The 18,621-nt window shown below is 67.1% G+C and carries 20 protein-coding genes; 11 read left to right on the top strand and 9 right to left on the bottom strand.

The window, feature by feature from the left end; translation table 11 throughout:
- Positions 1–93: 93 nt before the first annotated feature.
- Both A5692_RS08145 and A5692_RS08140 read left to right on the top strand, forming a co-directional pair.
- A complete protein-coding gene (locus A5692_RS08145) occupies positions 94–792 on the top strand; it encodes a GAF and ANTAR domain-containing protein (protein WP_068054521.1) in 699 nt (232 codons plus the stop codon).
- Positions 793–874: 82 nt separating this feature from the next.
- A complete protein-coding gene (locus A5692_RS08140) occupies positions 875–2,170 on the top strand; it encodes an acyl-CoA dehydrogenase family protein (RefSeq protein WP_068054517.1) in 1,296 nt (431 codons plus the stop codon).
- A gap of 20 nt (positions 2,171–2,190) precedes the next feature.
- On the opposite strand, the gene A5692_RS08135 is transcribed toward A5692_RS08140, so the two are convergent.
- Entirely contained in the window at positions 2,191–2,646 is a 456-nt protein-coding gene (locus tag A5692_RS08135) for a MaoC family dehydratase (RefSeq protein WP_068054436.1), read from the bottom strand.
- 261 nt (positions 2,647–2,907) lie between these two features.
- Between A5692_RS08135 and A5692_RS29420 the strand changes: the two genes are divergently transcribed.
- Complete coding sequence (locus A5692_RS29420; RefSeq protein ID WP_197514392.1) at positions 2,908–3,081, top strand: hypothetical protein; 174 nt, start codon at positions 2,908–2,910, stop codon at positions 3,079–3,081.
- Between the two features lie 39 nt (positions 3,082–3,120).
- Here the strand turns inward: A5692_RS29420 and A5692_RS08130 are convergent, their stop codons facing one another.
- The 4 genes from A5692_RS08130 to A5692_RS08115 form a co-directional block, all read right to left on the bottom strand.
- The gene (locus A5692_RS08130) at positions 3,121–3,789 is read right to left on the bottom strand and encodes a GAP family protein (protein WP_068054433.1); all 669 of its coding nucleotides are present in this window, start codon (positions 3,787–3,789) and stop codon (positions 3,121–3,123) included.
- A gap of 100 nt (positions 3,790–3,889) precedes the next feature.
- Entirely contained in the window at positions 3,890–4,309 is a 420-nt protein-coding gene (locus A5692_RS08125; protein WP_068054430.1) for a DUF302 domain-containing protein, read from the bottom strand.
- A 40-nt stretch (positions 4,310–4,349) separates the two neighbouring features.
- Positions 4,350–4,964: a DsbA family protein gene (locus A5692_RS08120; RefSeq protein WP_068054428.1), complete on the bottom strand. Its 615-nt coding sequence runs from the start codon at positions 4,962–4,964 to the stop codon at positions 4,350–4,352.
- 30 nt (positions 4,965–4,994) lie between these two features.
- Positions 4,995–5,315 carry a metal-sensitive transcriptional regulator gene (locus A5692_RS08115; protein ID WP_068054425.1) on the bottom strand — a complete coding sequence of 107 codons (321 nt, stop codon included), beginning with the start codon at positions 5,313–5,315 and terminating at the stop codon, positions 4,995–4,997.
- 234 nt (positions 5,316–5,549) lie between these two features.
- Between A5692_RS08115 and A5692_RS08110 the strand changes: the two genes are divergently transcribed.
- The 7 genes from A5692_RS08110 (at position 5,550) to ag85C (ending at position 12,799) form a co-directional block, all read left to right on the top strand.
- Positions 5,550–5,981 (top strand): MmpS family transport accessory protein, encoded by a 432-nt coding sequence (locus A5692_RS08110; RefSeq protein WP_068054423.1) that lies wholly within the window; start codon positions 5,550–5,552, stop codon positions 5,979–5,981.
- Positions 5,978–8,896 carry an RND family transporter gene (locus A5692_RS08105; protein ID WP_068054420.1) on the top strand — a complete coding sequence of 973 codons (2,919 nt, stop codon included), beginning with the start codon at positions 5,978–5,980 and terminating at the stop codon, positions 8,894–8,896. Before A5692_RS08110 ends, A5692_RS08105 begins: the two co-directional genes overlap by 4 nt.
- Before the next feature lie 24 nt (positions 8,897–8,920).
- Entirely contained in the window at positions 8,921–9,418 is a 498-nt protein-coding gene (locus A5692_RS08100; RefSeq protein ID WP_068054417.1) for a metallophosphoesterase, read from the top strand.
- 65 nt (positions 9,419–9,483) lie between these two features.
- Positions 9,484–9,936, top strand: coding sequence for a MarR family winged helix-turn-helix transcriptional regulator (locus A5692_RS08095; RefSeq protein ID WP_082962459.1), 453 nt, complete (start codon positions 9,484–9,486; stop codon positions 9,934–9,936).
- Positions 9,933–10,763: an ATP-binding cassette domain-containing protein gene (locus A5692_RS08090; protein ID WP_068054411.1), complete on the top strand. Its 831-nt coding sequence runs from the start codon at positions 9,933–9,935 to the stop codon at positions 10,761–10,763. The genes A5692_RS08095 and A5692_RS08090 overlap by 4 nt, the downstream gene beginning before the upstream one ends.
- On the top strand, positions 10,753–11,571 hold the full coding sequence (locus A5692_RS08085) for an ABC transporter permease (RefSeq protein WP_068054514.1): 819 nt from the start codon (positions 10,753–10,755) through the stop codon (positions 11,569–11,571). Before A5692_RS08090 ends, A5692_RS08085 begins: the two co-directional genes overlap by 11 nt.
- A 187-nt stretch (positions 11,572–11,758) precedes the next feature.
- The gene (gene ag85C / locus A5692_RS08080; RefSeq protein ID WP_068054408.1) at positions 11,759–12,799 is read left to right on the top strand and encodes a diacylglycerol acyltransferase/mycolyltransferase Ag85C; all 1,041 of its coding nucleotides are present in this window, start codon (positions 11,759–11,761) and stop codon (positions 12,797–12,799) included.
- A gap of 34 nt (positions 12,800–12,833) precedes the next feature.
- On the opposite strand, the gene A5692_RS08075 is transcribed toward ag85C, so the two are convergent.
- The 4 genes from A5692_RS08075 to A5692_RS08060 all read right to left on the bottom strand — a co-directional run bounded on the left by A5692_RS08075 (position 12,834) and on the right by A5692_RS08060 (position 17,912).
- Positions 12,834–13,547 (bottom strand): YoaK family protein, encoded by a 714-nt coding sequence (locus A5692_RS08075; RefSeq protein WP_068054405.1) that lies wholly within the window; start codon positions 13,545–13,547, stop codon positions 12,834–12,836.
- A 39-nt stretch (positions 13,548–13,586) separates the two neighbouring features.
- Complete coding sequence (locus tag A5692_RS08070) at positions 13,587–14,948, bottom strand: maltokinase (protein ID WP_068054402.1); 1,362 nt, start codon at positions 14,946–14,948, stop codon at positions 13,587–13,589.
- A complete protein-coding gene (gene treS, locus A5692_RS08065; protein WP_068054511.1) occupies positions 14,948–16,729 on the bottom strand; it encodes a maltose alpha-D-glucosyltransferase in 1,782 nt (593 codons plus the stop codon). Before treS ends, A5692_RS08070 begins: the two co-directional genes overlap by 1 nt.
- 121 nt (positions 16,730–16,850) lie before the next feature.
- The gene (locus A5692_RS08060) at positions 16,851–17,912 is read right to left on the bottom strand and encodes a S1C family serine protease (protein ID WP_068054399.1); all 1,062 of its coding nucleotides are present in this window, start codon (positions 17,910–17,912) and stop codon (positions 16,851–16,853) included.
- 176 nt (positions 17,913–18,088) lie between these two features.
- On the opposite strand from A5692_RS08060, the gene A5692_RS08055 reads away from it, so the two are divergent.
- A complete protein-coding gene (locus tag A5692_RS08055) occupies positions 18,089–18,505 on the top strand; it encodes a TIGR03668 family PPOX class F420-dependent oxidoreductase (protein ID WP_068054396.1) in 417 nt (138 codons plus the stop codon).
- Positions 18,506–18,621 lie beyond the last annotated feature (116 nt).

Raw genomic sequence — 18,621 nt, 5'->3', positions numbered from 1 at the left:
GGTGGCGGCCAGCCGCCGGTATTCGCAACCGCAGCAACCGATGATCGGCACCGGACAGTTATGCGCCCGGGCGATCGTGGAGAATCCGGTTTCATGGAGTCTGCAGACCCGGCGTCGACCCACCAACTGGCCGTGCGCATGGCCGAACTTGCCCGCGACATCGCCGCGCCGCGTTCGCTGGACCACGTTCTCGCCGACGTGACCACCGCCGCGGTGGAGCTGATACCCGCGGCGGACATCGCCGGGGTGCTGCTGATCAAGGGCGGCGGGGATTTCGAATCGGTCGCGGACACCGACAGCTTGGTCGCGCAGCTGGACAAGTTGCAGCACGACTTCGGCCAGGGCCCCTGCCACGACGCCGCCCTGAAACAGACGATCGTGCGGACCGACGACCTCCGCGACGAACCACGCTGGCCCCAATACGCGCCGGCGGCCGTGGAGCGCGGTGTGCTGAGCAGTCTCTCGTTCAAGCTGTACACCGCTGAGCGCACGGCCGGCGCGCTGAACCTGTTCAGCTTCCGGGCCGACCCCTGGGACAGCGAAGCCGAGACCATCGGGGCGGTCTTGGCCGCGCATGCCGCGTCGGCGATCATTGCCGGGCGACACGGGCAGCAGATGCAGTCGGCCCTGTCGACGCGGGACCGCATCGGCCAGGCCAAGGGCATCATCATGGAGCGCTACGGCGTCGACGAACTGCGCGCGTTCGACCTGCTGCGCAGGCTGTCTCAGGAGAGTCAGGTCAAGCTCGTCGACATCGCCCAGCGCGTCATCGACACCCGCGGCGACGGCTGATCCGCCGCCGCCGCCATCTACGATGGGGTGGCCTTCATCGACGAAGCCGGTGCGACGCTGCGCCGGGGAACGGGTGGCCACCGTGTGGGATTTCGAAACGGATCCGGAATATCAGGCGAAGCTCGACTGGGTCGAGAAGTTCATGGTCGACGAACTCGAGCCGCTCGACCTGGTCGCCCTCGACCCGTACGACAAGAAGAACGCCGAGATGATGGCGATACTGCGGCCCTTGCAGCAGCAGGTGAAGGACCAGGGGTTGTGGGCCGCGCACCTGCGCCCCGAGCTCGGCGGCCAGGGCTTCGGTCAGGTCAAGCTCGCGCTGCTCAACGAGATCCTCGGCCGTTCCCGCTGGGCGCCGTCGGTGTTCGGCTGCCAGGCGCCGGATTCGGGCAACGCCGAGATACTGGCCATGTTCGGCACCGACGAACAGAAGGCCCGCTACCTGCAACCGCTGCTCGACGGCCAGATCACCTCGTGCTATTCGATGACCGAACCGCAGGGCGGTTCCGATCCCGGACAATTCGTCACCGCCGCGACGCGGGACGGCGATGACTGGGTGATCAACGGCGAGAAGTGGTTCTCCACCAACGCCAAGCACGCCTCGTTCTTCATCGTGATGGCCGTGACCAATCCCGAGTCGCGCACCTACGACAAGATGTCCCTGTTCATCGTTCCGGCCGAGACGCCGGGCATCGAGATCGTCCGCAACGTGGGCGTGGGAGCCGAGTCGTCGAAGCGCGCGAGTCACGGCTATGTGCGCTACACCGACGTCCGCGTCCCGGCCGACCACGTGCTGGGCGGCGAGGGCCAGGCGTTCATGATCGCGCAGACCCGGCTCGGCGGTGGCCGGATCCACCACGCGATGCGCACAATCGCCTTGGCGCGCAGCGCGTTCGACATGATGTGCGAGCGCGCCGTGTCCCGCAAGACGCGGCACGGGCGGTTGTCGGACTTCCAGATGACCCAGGAGAAGATCGCCGACAGCTGGATCCAGATCGAACAGTTCCGGCTGCTGGTGCTGCGCACCGCGTGGCTGATCGACAAGCACCACGACTACCAGAAGGTGCGCCGCGACATCGCGGCGGTCAAGGTCGCCATGCCCCAGGTGCTGCACGACGTCGTGCAGCGGGCCATGCACCTGCACGGCGCGCTCGGCGTCTCCGACGAGATGCCGTTCGTCAAGATGATGGTGGCCGCCGAGTCGCTGGGGATAGCCGACGGCGCCACCGAACTGCACAAGATGACGGTGGCCCGCCGCACCTTGCGCGAATACCAGCCCGTGACAACACCATTCCCGTCCGCACACATCCCCACCCGGCGCGCGGAGGCACAGGCACGCCTGGCCGAGCGGCTCGAGCATTCCGTCGCGGAGTTCTGAGGCCCGACCCCCGGCCGAGGTCAGGTGATGTAGCGGACGATGCTCTCGGCCACACAGGCCGGCTTGGTCGAGCCTTCGATCTCGACAGTCGTCGACATGGTCGCCTGCACAGCGCCGTTGCCGACGTCGTCGACGCTGACCAGTGATGTCTGCGCGCGCACCCTCGAGCCGACCGGTACCGGCGCGGGAAAGCGAACCTTGTTGAGGCCGTAGTTGATTGCGAGCCTGATGCCGTTGACGGTGTAGATCTGGTGCTGCAGGCGGGGCAGCAGCGCCAGGGTCATGAATCCGTGGGCGATCGTTCCACCGAACGGACCCGTGGCCGCGCGTTCGGGGTCCACGTGGATCCATTGGTGATCGCCCGTCGCGTCGGCGAACAGGTTGACGTCTTGCTGGGTGATCGTCACCCAGTCGCTGTGCCCGATCGTCTCGCCGGTGGCGGCGGCGAGCTCGGCCACTGATTCGAAGGTGCGCATTGACGTTCCTCCTTGACTCCGGGTGGTAACCATAGCGCCGCCGCGGTGCCGCTCCACCATCCGGCCCACCCCGTTTGCCCGAGCAGCGCGGGGGTGGTCCCGGCTAGGAAAAACGGCTTGCCGACATTGCCGTACCCACCGTCGCCACCGCGGTCATCACACCCACACCGATCCAGGCAGTCGTTACGGTGGGCGTGCGGGTTTGGCGGTGCGTGGCTGGGGAACCCGTCAGGGATTGGGAGCCGCATCGAAAGGAAGCACATGGCAGATCCGAAGGGCCACAAGACGGAATCCGACGTCGAACCGGAGGCTCACGAGTCTCGCTCACGCGCCGCGGCCGGAGAGGGCGACGGCTCGTACGTCGGTGCGGCCGGTTCGGATGATTCTTTCGATGCCGGGGAGACGGGCGCCGAAGCACGCAGTCAACGCGGCTGACCGACGCCGGAACCCCCGTGCGGCATCCGCCGGCCGGCCTCAGGAGAGGCCGTACAGCACCACGGCAAAGCCGGCCAGCACGACGGCCGCGGCCGTGAGCCCGCGGCGCTGGCTCTGCATCCACCGCCTGATCCGCTCCAGCTGCGGGTCGATTCGTGGACCGACGACAAGGTAGGCCAGCACCGGGGCCGCGACGGTCGAACTCGCCAGCGCCGCATAGTAACCCACCGCCAGCACGGAGCTGACGGCCGTCATTCGCACGGTGGAGATCTCCGTTCCAACGGCCGCGCTCGCGGCCAGCACCTTGGGGTTGGCCAGCATCGGGAACATCCCGATCGCGGCCGCGGCCGACGGCGTTATCGTGCCCACACTGCCTTCCCACCCTGGGCCGCCCGTGGGGTGGGCGCGTCGCCACCACAACCAGGTGCCGAATGACATCAGCACCACGCCGGCCCCGATGACCACCCAGTCGGCCCATGCCGGCACGGGCCCCAGCAGGTCGTCGAAAAGTCGCGGGAACTGCATGAACCCCGCGGCGAGGACGGTCAGCGACACCAGCCTGCCCAGCACGTAGGCGACACTCGACGAGTACGGCCGGTCGTTGTGGACGAGCAGCACCAACGACACCACGATGGGTATGGGTGAAAGCGCCACCACGAGTGCCGGTGCGGTCAGTTTCGCCAACACCAGGCCCGAAAGTACCGACACACCAACGCCTTTCAGACGTGCACAAGCGACTCGTCGGGGCGCCCGCCGAGCCCCGCAGCCCGCGGTGTCACGGTCCGGCCCGCCCCCCGAAGGACCGGCGTCAGGGCGTCGGAGACGGCTGCTTGAGCGCCCCGATCGCGGCCTGCAGTTTGGCGGTGGCCTGGTCCGCGACGTCCTGCAGGGCCCCCTGCTCGCCGGTCACCTTGACCATCAACTGGGGATCCATCGCCTCGACGAGAACCGCATCGCCCGGGCTGTCGGGGTCGGTTCGCACCACGACGTTGCATGGCAGTAACTGGCCGATCTGACGGTGAATCCCGAGCGCACGATGCGCCAACACCGGGTTGCAGGCACCGAGGATGAGGTAATCCTCCATGTCCTCACCGAGCTTCTTCTTCAGCGTGGCCTTGACGTCGATGGTGGTCAGCACGCCGAAGCCCTGCTCGGCGAGGGCTTCCGTCGTCCGATTCACCGCGTCCTCGAACGAGGTGTGCAGCGTGGCGGTCAATCCTGATGTCATTTCTCCTCCTCTTTTCAGGTTTTCTCGGTCGCGGCGGGCGTCAGCCCGCGTTGCGCGGCCGTTGCAGTTGGGCGAACTGGGGAACCGCGGCCAATGTCGCGACCGCGTCGAACAATGCGATCGAGTCCTCTTCGCCGGGTACCGCGGTCAGGACCGGCCCGAAGAACGCATGCCCGTCGACCTGCAGGATCGGACTGCCCCCGGTGTCGCCGAGCGCATCCTGTGCCGCCTGGTGCCCTCGCCGCACGGGCTCGTCCAGCGATTCGTCCGAGATCGCCCCGGGGGTGGTGTCGCGCACGCCCGCCGCGGTCAAGACATGGGCGACGAGGCTGTCGTCGAGGGGCTCCGAGCGATCGATGTATCGCTCACCGAAGGCGAAGTAGGCGGCGGCCCACCCGGCGGCACCCTTTTCCCGCGCCACGGCGGCCATCAGCCGGCCGACCTTCCGGGAGTCGCGCATGCGCGCCTGTTGTGGGGGCGGGAGTTCCCGCCCCTCGTTGAGCACCGCCAGGCTCATCAGCTGCCAATCGACCGACACGTCGGTCTTCTCGGCAACGGCGCGGAGCCAACGCGCGGTGTTCCACGAAAACGGGCACACCGGGTCCAGCCACAGCGTGACTTTCGATCCAGCTCGACCCTTGTCGGCGGGGTCCATTGCTCATCCCCTTTTCAGAGAGGCCGGTCGTCAGGCCAGGCTCAGGAACAGTTTTTCCAGCTCGTCGATCGATAGGCCGGGCCTGTCAGTGGGACTACCCTCCGGCCGGGTGATGCAGTCGCGCAGACCGGAGGCGACGATCTTGAATCCGGCGCGATCCAGCGCCCGCGACACCGCGGCCAACTGCGTAACCACATCCTTGCAGCTGCGGCCCTGCTCGATCATCGCGATGACGCCGCCGAGCTGGCCGTGAGCCCGCCGTAACCGGGCGAGGACGGCATCCATGTCGGCGGGGTCGTGCCCGGCGACATCGGCCGGAAGCGGCGAACCGACGTGAATTTCTTCTTCCATCACTCCTTCATACCATACCCCAGGGGGCATTACGGCGAGATTGTTGATACCCCAGGGGGTATGGTACTAATGGAGCCGCGGGTGGAACGGGGACTCGCGGGCATCCGGTCACGCGTTGGCGTGGGACCTGTGCCTGCTGACCCTCAACTGCGGGCCGAATGGCCCTATTGGCTGCGGTGACGCGGGCCGAGACTCCATACCGGAGGACCAGGTCACGAGGGAGAGGAAACGTCAGTGTCCACGTTTCTGAGGCGGGCTTGGGTACCGCTCGTCGTCGTGGTAGCGGTTGCCCTCGGCGGCGTGGCCGTCGATCGGCTCCGCGGCGTCTTCGGCTCCGAAGAGATCTTCACCGCGACCGGCAGCAGCGCCCAGCCCCTCGAGCCCTCACACATCAAGCAGGTGACATACGAGATCTACGGGCCCAGCGGCACGACGGGAAGCGTGAGCTACTTGGACAAGAACGCACAGCCGGCACAGGCCAACTTCACCAACCTCCCCTGGAGCTTCACGATCACCACGACGGTGCCCGCGGTGATCGCGAACGTGGTGGCGCAGGGCGATAGCGACAAACTCGGGTGCCGCATCACCGTCAACGGCGTGGTCAAGGACGAGCAGTCCTCGGCCGGGCACCACGCCCAAATTTCCTGTCTGGTGAAGGCCGCATGAACACCGACACCGACACCCGCCCGAGGTTCATGCGGTTCGTCCGCACCTTCGCGTGGCCGATCATCATCGGCTGGCTGCTGCTCACCGTTGCCCTGAACGTGCTTGTGCCGCCGATCGAGTCGGTCGCCCGCAAGCACGCGGTGACCATGTCCCCGCAGGATGCACCGGCGATGATCGCCGCCAAACGGATGGGCGCGACTTTCCACGAGTCGGATTCCGACAGCATCGCGATGATCGTCCTCGAGAACGATAAGCAACTCGGCGACGAGGCGCACCGATATTACGACGGCCTGGTGCGCAAGCTGCAGGACGACCCCAAGCACGTGCAGCACGTCCAGAACGTGTGGGGGGACCCCCTCACCGCCGCCGGCGTCCAGAGCAAGGACGGCAAAGCCGCCTACGTCCAGCTCAACCTGGCCGGCAACCAGGGCAGCACCTTGGGCAATGAATCCGTCGACGCGGTGCGCAAGATCGTCGACAAGTCGGATCCGCCCCACGGGCTCAAGGTTTACGTGACCGGCCCGGCGCCGCTGACGACGGACATGAACGAGTCCGCCGACAAGAGCATGTTCAAGATGATGGGCGTCACGGGCGTGGTCATCATGATCATGCTGTTCATCGCCTATCGGTCCGTCAGCACGGTGCTGCTGGTTCTGGTGATGGTCGGCTTTGAAATGGGCACGGCGAGGGGGCTTGTCGCGCTTCTCGGGAATTACGAGCTGTTGGGGTTCTCGACGTTCGTCGTCGCCATGTTGTCCTCGTTGGCGATCGCGGCCGGAACCGACTACGCGATCTTCCTGATCGGGCGCTACCAGGAGGCGCGGCAGGCGGGGCAGGACCGGGAAACGGCCTACTACACCATGTTTCGCGGGACCTCGCACATCATCCTGGGCTCGGGGTTGACGATCGCGGGGGCCACCTTCTGCCTGCACCTGGCGCGCCTTTCGTATTTCAAGGCGCTGGGCATTCCGTCCGCGCTGGGGCTGCTCGTCGTCGTCGCGGGGGCCATGACCGCGGCCCCGGCCGTGGTCGCCGTGGCTACCCGGTTCGGGCTGCTCGACCCGCGCCGGATGATCAAGACCCGCGGGTGGCGGCGCATCGGCACCGCGACGGTGCGCTGGCCGGGCCCGGTGTTCGCGGCGTCGTTGGTCATCGCCATCGTCGGCATCCTCATCATGCCGAGCATGAAGATCAGCTACAACGACCGCTACTACACCCCCCAGAACGTGCCGTCGAACATTGGATACGCAGCCGCCGAACGCCATTTCAGCGCCGCGACGATGAACCCCGACATCCTCATGATCGAGAGCGATCACGACATGCGAAACAGCGGCGACATGATCATCCTGGACAGGCTCGCCAAGGACATCTTCCGGTCACCGGGAATCGCGATGGTGCAAAGCATCACCCGGCCATTGGGCGGGCCGATCGAGCACACGTCCATACCGTTCCAGATCAGTGCCCAGGCGATTCCCATCCAGCAGAACCTGCAATTCATGAGGGACCGCACGGCGGACATGCTGAAGATGAGTGATGACCTCGGCGCGATGATCGGCTCAATGCAGCGGATGCAAGGCCTGCTCGGTCAGATGAGCAGCGCGACGCACCAGATGGCCGGCGATATGCGCGACATGCAGGCCACGCTGGACGAAATGCGGGACCATCTGGCGGATTTCGACGACTTCGCGCGACCGCTCCGCAGCTATCTGTACTGGGAACAACACTGCTACAACATCCCCGTCTGCTGGGCGACGAGGTCGGTGTTCGAGGCGATCGACGGGGTGGACAAGTTCAGCGAGAACATGAGCACGCTGATCAAGGACGTGGACAACGTCGACGCGATCATCCCGCAGATGGCCGCGCAGTTCCCGCCGATGATCGCCGTCGCCAAATCCATGCAGGGGACTCTGCTCACGATGCACAGCAGCTTCTCGGGCCTGGTCACGCAGATGGCTCAGATGACCGACACGGCCAGCGCGATGGGGCAGGCCTTTGACGCATCGCGTAGTGGCGACTATTTCTATCTGCCGCCGGAGGCCTTTCAGAATCCCGACTTCCAGCGCGGTCTGAAGCTCTTCCTGTCTCCGGACGGAAAGGCCGCGCGCTTCATCATCACCCATGATGCGGATCCGGCCACCCCGGCGGGCATCTCGGCCGTCATGCCGGAACTGGCCGCCGCGCATCAGGCGGTGAAGGGCACGACCCTGACCGGGGCCAAGTTCTACCTCGCCGGTACGGCGGCCATCTACCGAGACATCCAGTCCGGCTCGCACTACGACCTGCTGATCGTGGGACTCGCGGCGTTGACGCTGATCTTCGTCGTGATGGTGATCATCACGCGGGCTCTGGTCGCGTCCCTGGTGATCGTCGGGACGGTATTGCTGTCGCTGGGCGCCGCCTTCGGGCTTTCGGTGCTGGTGTGGCAACACCTCTTCGGCCTGGATTTGAACTGGATAGCGCCGGTGTTCGGGTTGATCATCCTGCTGGCCGTCGGCTCGGACTACAACCTGCTGCTGGTGTCGCGGTTCCAGGAGGAGATCGGCGCCGGCCTCAAGACCGGCATCATTCGATCCATGGGCGAGACCGGTGGGGTCGTCACCACGGCGGGGCTCGTCTTCGCCTTCACCATGATGTCGATGGTCGCCAGCGATCTGCGCTCGATCGGCCAGGCGGGCAGCACGATCGGTCTCGGCCTGCTGTTCGACACGTTGATCGTGCGGTCGTTGATGACGCCGTCGATCGCCGCGCTGCTCGGGCGGTGGTTCTGGTGGCCGATACGAGTGCGCCCGCGGCCCGCCAGTTCCATGCTGCGGCCCTTCGGTCCGCGTCGCCTGGTTCGCTCCCTTCTTCTCGGTGAGGAGACCGACGCACTCGCCACCCGGCGCGAGAAAGCCATGGCTTCGACGCCGGGGTGACAACCACCGGCGCAAGATGGGGCTGTGCGGCTACTGCTGATTTCGGACACCCACGTCCCCAACCGCGCACGCGACCTGCCCGCGCGGGTGTGGGATGAAGTGGATGCGGCCGACGTCGTCGTGCACGCCGGCGACTGGGTGGTACCAGAATTGCTGGACGAGCTGGAGAGCCGTTCGGCCCGACTGGTGGCCTGCTGGGGAAACAACGACGGTCCCGCGTTGCGCGCGCGCCTGCCGGAACGCGCGGATGTGACCCTGGCGGGTGTGCGCTTCACGGTGGTGCACGAGACGGGCGCCGCGGCCGGGCGTGAGGCGCGGATGTCGCGGCTGTACCCCACCACCCAAATCCTGGTGTTCGGGCACAGCCACATCCCCTGGGACACCACCTGCGGGACCGGCCTGCGGCTGCTCAATCCGGGCTCGCCGACCGATCGCCGCCGGCAGCCGTTCTGCACCTATATGACCGCCTCCGTCGACGAGGGGGCCGTCACCGACGTCGTCCTGCATCGACTTTCGACGTAGCCGATACATAACCGGCGCACAGCGTCCGCACATAAATAGCTCGGCTACAGAGGTATTCTGGAGAAGTGCGGACGAGTACCGATGTGGTCACCGAGGTGTTTCGCGTCGTCGGCCGGTTTCGCAGGCAGCTGCGACGGTCCGCCGGCCGCGGCTTCGACTCGGCGCGACTCAGCGAATCGCAGTCCGAGCTGTTGTGGCTGGTGGGCCGCCAACCCGGCATCTCGGTGAACGCGGCCGCCGCCGAGCTCGGACTGGCTCCCAACACCGCGTCAACCCTGGTCTCCAAGCTGGTGTCCGGGGGTTTGCTCGTCCGGACCGTCGGCGAGACCGACCGCAGGGTCGGCCGGTTGCACCTGGCCGAGCCCGCCCAGCAGCTCGTCGACACGTCTCGGGCGGCGCGGCGAGAGGCGTTGGCCGACGTGCTCGCCGAACTCGACGACGATCAAATCGAGGCTTTGACAAGAGGATTGGAGGTCATAGAGATGATGACCGGGATACTGCAGGAGCGACGGTCATGAGCGGATCACTGCCGATGGCCATCGACGCAAGGCACCTGAGCTATCGGTATGGCCACTTCACCGCCGTCAACGACGTGACGTTGCAGGTGCGCCCCGGCGAAACCATGGGCCTTTTAGGCCCGAACGGCGCCGGCAAGACGACCATGGTCCGGATGCTCACCACGCTGGCGCCGGTGCAGCAGGGTGAGTTGCGGATCTTCGGGCTGGACGCGCGCCGCCAAACTACCGACATTCGCAGCAATATCGGCTATGTCCCGCAACAGCTCTCGATCGAGCCCGCGCTGACCGGCCGCCAGAACGTCGAGTGGTTCGCGCGGCTCTACGGTGTGCCCCGGGCCGAGCGCTCCGACCGGGTCGGGCAGGCGCTGGCCGCCATGGACCTGCTCGACGTGTCCGATCGGCTGGCCGCGGCCTACTCCGGCGGCATGGTTCGGCGCCTCGAGGTGGCACAGGCGCTGGTGAACCGCCCGTCGCTGCTGGTGCTCGACGAACCGACGGTCGGGCTGGATCCCATTGCGCGGGACGGCGTCTGGACACAGGTGCAGAAGATGCAGGCGCAGTTCGGGATGACCGTGCTGCTGACCACCCACTACATGGAGGAGGCCGACGCGCTGTGTGATCGGGTCGCGCTCATGCACCACGGCGAGTTGCGGGCGGTGGGCACACCCGCCAAGCTGAAATCCACCGTTTCGCCGCGGGCGACGCTCGAGGACGTGTTCCGCCACTATGCCGACTCGGGCTTGCAGGACGAGCCGGCCTCCTCCGAGTCGACGGGTTCGTTCCGCGAAATCCGTTCCGCCAGAAAGGTTGCGCGCCGTGTCGGTTGATAGCGTCATGCCGGCAACCCTGGTTCGTGCGCCGCGCGGATGGCAGCGGGTGGGTGCCGTGTCCAGCCGCATCGGCGCGTTCGCGATCATCGAGCTGCAGAAGCTGCAGCACGACAGGACCGAGCTCGTGACCCGCATGGTGCAGCCGGCGTTATGGCTGTTGATCTTCGGGACCACCTTCAGCCATTTGCACGTCATCCGCACGGGATCGGTGTCATACCAGGCCTTCCTGGCGCCGGGGATCATCGCCCAGTCGGCGCTCTTCATCTCGATCTTCTATGGGATACAGATCATTTGGGATCGCGACGCGGGCGTACTGGCCAAGCTGATGGTGACACCGGCCCCGGCGTCGGCGCTCATCACCGGCAAGGCGTTCGCGGCCGGTGTGCGCTCGGTCGCCCAGGTCGTCGGTGTCATGGCGTTGGCGTACCTGATGAATGTCGGGCTGACGGTCAACCCCCTGCGGATTGTCGCGGCGATGGCCGTCGTCATGCTGGGCGCCGCGTTCTTTGCCTGCCTGTCGATGACGCTGGCCGGCCTGGTGCGCAGCCGCGATCGCCTGATGGGGATCGGCCAGGCCATCACGATGCCGTTGTTCTTCGCCTCGAACGCGCTGTACCCGGTGGACGTGATGCCTGCCTGGCTGCGGGTGCTGAGCAGGGTTAACCCGCTCAGTTACGAGGTCGACGCCCTACGTGGACTGCTCATCGGGATGCCCTTCAACCCGATGGACATCGTCGTGCTGGCGGTGGCCGCCGTGCTCGGAATCGCCGCGGCATCAACGCTATTGCGCCGGCTCGTCGCCTAGTTACACCCTCGGTAGCCAATCGTGATCAGTTAGCAACGATTCCCCGCCGACTCCCAATCGTTAGCCAACCGCGATCTGAAGCTCCGGCCGCGACAGGCGATTTGCGCCCTCTCCGCGTGTTTCACTGCCCAGCGAACAGATTCGACCGCCGCACGCGGCAGATGAAAGTTGGGATGGGTAGAGGGCTATGAAGTTCTTTTCAGAGTTGCGGAAGTTGCGTGGCGCCGCGGCAACCATGCCGCGTCAGCTGGCGGTCGCGGCCATGGGGGCTGCCCTGATGTCCGGCCTCGTCAGCGCGGCCGGCGGCTCGGCTACCGCGGGGGCGTTCTCCAAGCCGGGGCTTCCGGTGGAGTACCTGGAGGTGCCGTCACCGTCGATGGGGCGCAACATCAAGGTGCAGTTCGAGGGTGGCGGACCGCACGCGGTGTACCTGCTCGACGGGTTGCGCGCCCAGGACGACTACAACGGCTGGGACATCAACACCCCCGCCTTCGAGGAGTTCTATCAGTCCGGCCTGTCGGTGGTGATGCCGGTCGGCGGCCAGTCCAGCTTCTACAGCAACTGGTACCAGCCGTCGTCGGGCAACGGGCAGAACTACACCTACAAGTGGGAGACCTTCCTGACCCAGGAGATGCCGCTGTGGCTGCAGGCCAACAAGCAGGTCTCACCGACGGGCAACGCCGCGGTGGGCCTGTCGATGTCCGGCGGCTCGGCGCTGATCCTGGCCGCGTACTACCCGCAGCAGTTCCCCTACGCCGCCTCGCTGTCGGGCTTCCTCAACCCGTCCGAGGGCTGGTGGCCGACGCTGATCGGGCTCGCGATGAACGACTCGGGCGGCTACAACGCCAACAGCATGTGGGGCCCGTCGACCGACCCGGCGTGGAAGCGCAACGACCCGATGGTCCAGATTCCGCGGCTGGTCGCCAACAACACCCGGATCTGGGTCTACTGCGGCAACGGGACGCCCAGCGACCTCGGCGGCGACAACATGCCGGCCAAGTTCCTGGAGGGCCTCACGCTGCGCACCAACCAGCAGTTCCAGAACAGCTACGTCGCTGCGGGCGGGCGCAACGGGACTTTCAACTTCCCGGCGAACGGCACGCACTCGTGGCCCTACTGGAACCAGCAGTTGGTGGCGATGAAGCCCGACATCCAGCAGGTGCTGCTGGCCAGCAACACCACCGCCCAGCCGGCCCAACCGGCACAGCCGGCACAACCGGCGGCCTGAAACCGCCAAGCCAGCATCGGCAGCAGCGCACCGGTCAGCGCTGCTGCCGATGCTTTTTGTCCTGCCGGTCGTTCAACAGCGCCCGGCGATCCTGGTGAAAGTACGTGTAGATGGTCGTCAGCGCGCACACCACCGCGGCGAACACCAGCATCCAGGTCCCGTTGACCACGACGCTGATGAAGCCGCCGATCGCGGCGCCCACGACGAAACTGGCGAACAGCAGGAAATAACCGAGCCAGTCCGCGGCTTTCCCCCCGGCCAGGTGGCGCTCGATGCCCTGGCCCATCTTGACCATCGTTCCGGTCACGTAACTCAGCGGAACCGACACTTCCCCGTTCTTGACGAACGACGTGTTCAGCGCGCCGGTGCCGAACGCCATCAACACGATCGGCGCGAAGTCGAGGAAGTTCTCCTCCCACCCTTCGTCCAAGACGTCGACCACCGCCGCCGCCACCAGGCTGACGGTGGTCAGCACGGTGGGGCCGTGCGGGTGGTCCACCCAGAAGTGCCGCCGGCACATGGAGGCGATCACCACGCCGGCGAGGAACGCCACCATGAGCAGCCCGGCGCTCGCGGCGAGCCACGGTTGGTGGCTGAAGTACGCCAGCACCCCGCGCTGCGCGTTCCCTGTCATGAAGACCACGAAGTATCCCGCGGAGTGGGTGAACGAGATCGCCCCGATGATGCCGGCCAGCGCCGCCAGCACCCAGGACAACCGCGCCTCGCTGTCGAAGATCTCGCTATTCACACGGACATGGTTCCAGAAGCCCGCGTTACTCGCAGATCATCAGAGTTTGCTATGAGAGGCGGTGAGCCGGGCGATGGAACGCAGCGGAATAGCCAACCAGTGCGGGCGGTGCCGCGCCTCGTAGCCGGCCTCGTACACGGCCTTGTCCAGTTCATAGGCGGCCAGCAGGTCGGCCGAATCGCGCGGGTCGACCCCCGACGCGGCTGCGTACCCCTCGCAGAACGCGGTCCGGTTGCGCTCGACCCATTCGCGGGCGCGGGCGGCCAGTTGCTTGTCGTCCGCCTGGTCCACCAGCGGTCCGTACGCGGCGTATTCGAACGACCGCAGCACGCCGGCCACGTCGCGCAGCGGTGAATCCGGGGCCCGGCGCTCATCGAGCGGCTGGCCCGGCTCGCCCTCGAAGTCGATCAGCAGCCAGCTTTCCGGGGTTCGCAGCACCTGGCCGAGGTGCAGGTCGCCGTGCACCCGCTGGACGGTGATCGCCTCACCGGCCAGCTTGGAGAACCGCTCCTCGATGGTCGACGCGTACTCCTGCAGCTCGGGCACCTTCGCCACGGTCGACGACAGCCGCGCCAGCACGGTGTCGACCGGGAAGGCGGACTGCGCCGTGCCGAGGGACTCGGCCAGGGTGGCGTGCACGGATGCCACGGCCTCGCCCAGCCGACAGGACTCGCCGGCGAAGTCGCCGCCGACCTCGTGGGCGTACAGGTCGCCCTCCGCGAACAGGTCGCGCACGCTGGCGGTGGCCATCGCCCACCCTTCCGCGGCGTTGGACGCGAACTCGGTCACCATGCCGAGCGGCCACGCGTCGTCGGCCGTGCCGTCGGGGGCGGCCATCTCGTAGGTGCCGAGCAGCCGGGCGACGTGCGGGTTGCCGGCGCGGCCCAGCACCCGGTTCAGCTCGATGTCGGGGTTGATGCCGCTGCTGACCCGGCGAAACGCCTTGAAGATGGCGTCGCGGTCGAAGATGACGCTGGTGTTGCTCTGTTCGGCGTCCGAGACGTGCGGCAACGCCTCCAGGGGCAGCGTGACGCCGGGTTCCTTGACGAACCGCACCTCGGTGCCGGATGCCGTGCGCACCGCCGACGAGTCGATCAACGACAGCAGGTACTGCGGGGCGTCCGTGTCGTACAGGCCGTCGAAACCGGTGCGGTCGCCGGCGGCGCCGATGGTGGCGACCGTGCTGTACTCGGAGACCGGCGCGATATCCCAGCGCACGATCACCTGGTAGCGCTCCGACGAGCCGTCCGCGTATTGGGCGTCGACCAGGACCAGGTCCAGGTCATCGCGGAACGGGACGACGACGGCGGCCTCGGCGGAGGTCAGTTCCCGGTTACGTCCGGCGTACCACCGTTGCTGTGGGAGCCAGTCCGACCAGGGCAGTTTGGCGGGCTCAGTCATCAGCGCCGCTCCTCCTCATCCTCACATGCGGTCAGCTGGAACCAGTAGAAACCGTGTCCGGGCAACGTCAGCAGGTAGGGCAGGTGCCCGATCCGCGGAAACTCGACGTGCCCGGTCAGTTCCACCGGCGTGCAACCGCTCCAGTGCTGCAGGTTCAGCTCGATCGGCTGCGGGAACCGCGAGAGATTGTTGACGCACAACACCGTGTCCCCGCCGCCGGGCACCTGGCGCACGAACGCCAGGACCGACGGGTTGGAGCCGCCCAGCTCCTCGAACGTGCCGATCGCGAACGCCTCGTGGCGGCGCCGCACGGCCAGCATCATGCGGGTGAAGTTCAGCAGCGACGTCGAGGTGTCGCGCTGGGCCTCCACGTTGACGGCCTGGTAGCCGTACACCGAGTCCTGGCTGGCCGGCAGGTAGAGCCGGCCCGGGTTGGCCTTGGAGAAGCCGGCGTTGCGGTCCGGTGTCCACTGCATCGGGGTGCGCACACCGTCGCGGTCACCCAGCCAGATCACGTCGCCCATGCCGATCTCGTCGCCGTAGTACAGGACCGGCGAGCCGGGCAGCGACAGCAGCAGCGCGGTGAACAGCTCGATCTGGTTGCGGTCGTTGTCCAGCAGCGGTGCCAGGCGGCGCCGAATGCCGACGTTCGCCTTCATCCGCGGGTCCTTGGCGTACTCGGAGTACATGTAGTCGCGCTCTTCGTCGGTGACCATCTCGAGCGTCAGCTCGTCGTGGTTGCGCAGGAAGATGCCCCATTGCGCCATGTCGGGGATTTCCGGCGTCTGCGCCAGGATCTCCGAGATCGGAATGCGCGACTCCCGGCGAACCGCCATGAAGATGCGCGGCATCAGCGGGAAGTGGAACGCCATGTGGCATTCGTCGCCGCCGGTGCTGGTGTCGCCGAAGTACTCGACGACATCGGCCGGCCACTGATTGGCCTCGGCCAGCAGGACCCGGCCCGGGAACTCGTCGTCGACGACCTTGCGCACGCGCTTGAGGAAGGCGTGCGTCTCGGGCAGGTTCTCGCAGTTGGTGCCCTCCCGCTCGAAGAGGTAGGGCACCGCGTCCAGCCGGAACCCGTCGATGCCCAGGCCCAGCCAGAACCGGAGAACGTCGATCATGGCTTCCTGCACGGCCGGGTTCTCGTAGTTCAGGTCCGGCTGGTGGGAGAAGAACCGGTGCCAGTAGAACTGTTTGCGCACCGGGTCGAAGGTCCAGTTGGACTCCTCGGTGTCGACGAAGATGATCCGGGCGTCGGTGTACTTCTCGCTGGTGTCGCTCCACACGTAGAAATCGCCGTACGGGCCGTCGGGGTCGTGCCGCGACTCCTGGAACCAGGGGTGTGAATCCGAGGTGTGGTTCATCACCAGGTCGGTGATGACCCGGATGCCCCGCTCGTGCGCGGCGTTGAGCAACGCGACGAAGTCCTCCACCGTGCCGAAGTCGGGCAGCACCTTGTAGAAGTCCCGGATGTCGTAGCCGCCGTCGCGCAGCGGCGAATCGTAGAAAGGGGGCAGCCAGATGCAGTCGATGCCCAGCCATTGCAGGTAGTCCAGGCGTCCCAGGAGTCCGCGCAGGTCACCCGACCCGTCGGCGTTGGCGTCGAAGAACGCCCGCACCAGCACCTCGTAGAAAACGGCGTGCTTGAACCACGTCGGGTCGGTGGGCAGGGCGGCGGCGTTGTCGAAGTCGTCGGACTCCGGGTGCTCGACGACACCGTCCTGAACGTGACTGCCCCCTGCGGGATGGTGCTCGACCGCTTCTCTTGCGTCGTTCATCAAATCCACGATGCCACGTGTACCCGAGGCGTGACATTCGGAATCACGCCCACCGGCATGCGACGAAAGACGCTTGGCGACAACCGAATTGCCCCCCCAGCGCGCATCGTCGGTGCAGGTGTCAGGCCGGCGGCCCGTCGCCCAGCGTCACGTTCGTGGTGCGTTCGCCGCCGCCGGCGGAGCGGTACTGCACCGTGATGTTGTCGCCGGGGTGGTGCGGGACCAGGACGTCCGTCATCGACGTGGCCCCGGTGATCGCGACGTTGTCGACCCCGGTGATGACGTCACCCGGCGAGATCCCGGCCGACGCGGCGGGACCGCCGGTGACCACGCGTTCGACGCGCGCGCCGTTGCCGTTGCTGTCGGTGACGCCCAGACCGAGGAACGCCGTCGGGCCGATGTGCACGGTGTTCGAGCCGGCGCCCGACCTGATCTGCCCGGCCACGCCCATCGCGTGGCCGATCGGAATGGCGAAGCCCTGTCCCCCGCCCGACATCTTGTAGTTGTCGGTGGCGGCCGTGTTCACGCCGACGACCTGCCCGTCGTTGTTGACCATCGGTCCGCCGGAGTCCCCGGGCCTGATCGGCGTGTCGGCCTGGATCAGGCCGCCGAGCGACTCGTTGGCACCGGTCAGGGTGTCGGTCGCCGACACGCTCTGGTTCAGCGCGATGACCTTGCCCGAGACGGCGCTGGGTGTTCCGCCCTGGCCACCCGCGTTGCCCATGGCCACGACCGGCTGGCCCACACTGACCCCGCCGCCGATGGCGGCCGTCGGGAGCCCGGCGGCGCCGCGCAGTTGCAGCACCGCGATGTCCTGGGTGCGGTCATAACCGACCACGTCGACGGCGTAGGTCTGGCCGTTGCCGACGTCGAAGGCGCTGATGTCGGTGGCGCCGGAGATGACGTGGTTGTTGGTCAGCACGACGCCGTTGGGATCGATCACGATGCCGGTGCCGGCGCCCACGGCGTTGTTGTAGCCGAACTTGGTGTTGATGTTGACCACCTGCGGCCCGACCTGGCCGACCAGTGCCGCCGCATCGACTGGAGCCTGCGGCCGGGGGATCGGCGACGCGACCGCCGGGGCGGTGCCCAGACCCAAGCCCCAGCCGAGGCCCAGCCCGACCACGGCCAGCACGCTCGCCAACCATGACCACCACACCGAGCGGTGGTGCGATTTGCTCATCCCGTCACCCTTCCTGCGTCGCGGAAAACACCGAACTGTCCCGGCCTTGCGGTTCTGGGCGGCACAATCGTGTGTATATAACCGTAATGCAGGTAGCTATCCACGGCAGGGGCGAGGTTCTCATCAGCCACGATGGTTTCCCGCCCGCCCGGATGACCGGCGCCTAGGCTGACACGGTGGGCGGATTCGACGCCAAGGCCAGGTTCGGCGAATCGCCGGTGGCCCGGCTCGCCACGATCACGCCGGCCGGCCTCCCCCACCTGGTTCCGGTGGTATTCGCCGTCGCCGAGGACTCCCCCAACGTGGTGTACACCGCCGTCGACGCGAAACCGAAGACGACGCGGCGGCTGCGGCGGCTGGCCAACATCGAGAACGACCCGCACGTGAGCCTGCTCGTCGACCACTACGCCGACGACTGGACGCGGCTGTGGTGGGTGCGGGCCGACGGCGCTGCCACCGTCCACACCGAGGGGGCGGCGATGGCGTCCGCCTACCGGCTCCTGCGGGCCAAATACCCCCAGTATCAGTCGGTCTCGCTGGACGGTCCCGTGATCGCGGTCGCGGTGCACCGCTGGTCCAGCTGGCACGCCTGACGGCAACCCCGGCTTCCCGTCGGGCCGACGCAATTGTGGCCGGCCCGTGGCCTTGTGTTGGGCCCCGGTTGGGGGAAAAGTTGCGTACGGACCCTGTGAGCCAGGACACACCGCGC

It is taken from the genome of Mycobacterium sp. E342, assembly GCF_001667665.1.
Classification (GTDB): domain Bacteria; phylum Actinomycetota; class Actinomycetes; order Mycobacteriales; family Mycobacteriaceae; genus Mycobacterium.
This window is presented reverse-complemented; position numbering and strand designations above follow the sequence as displayed.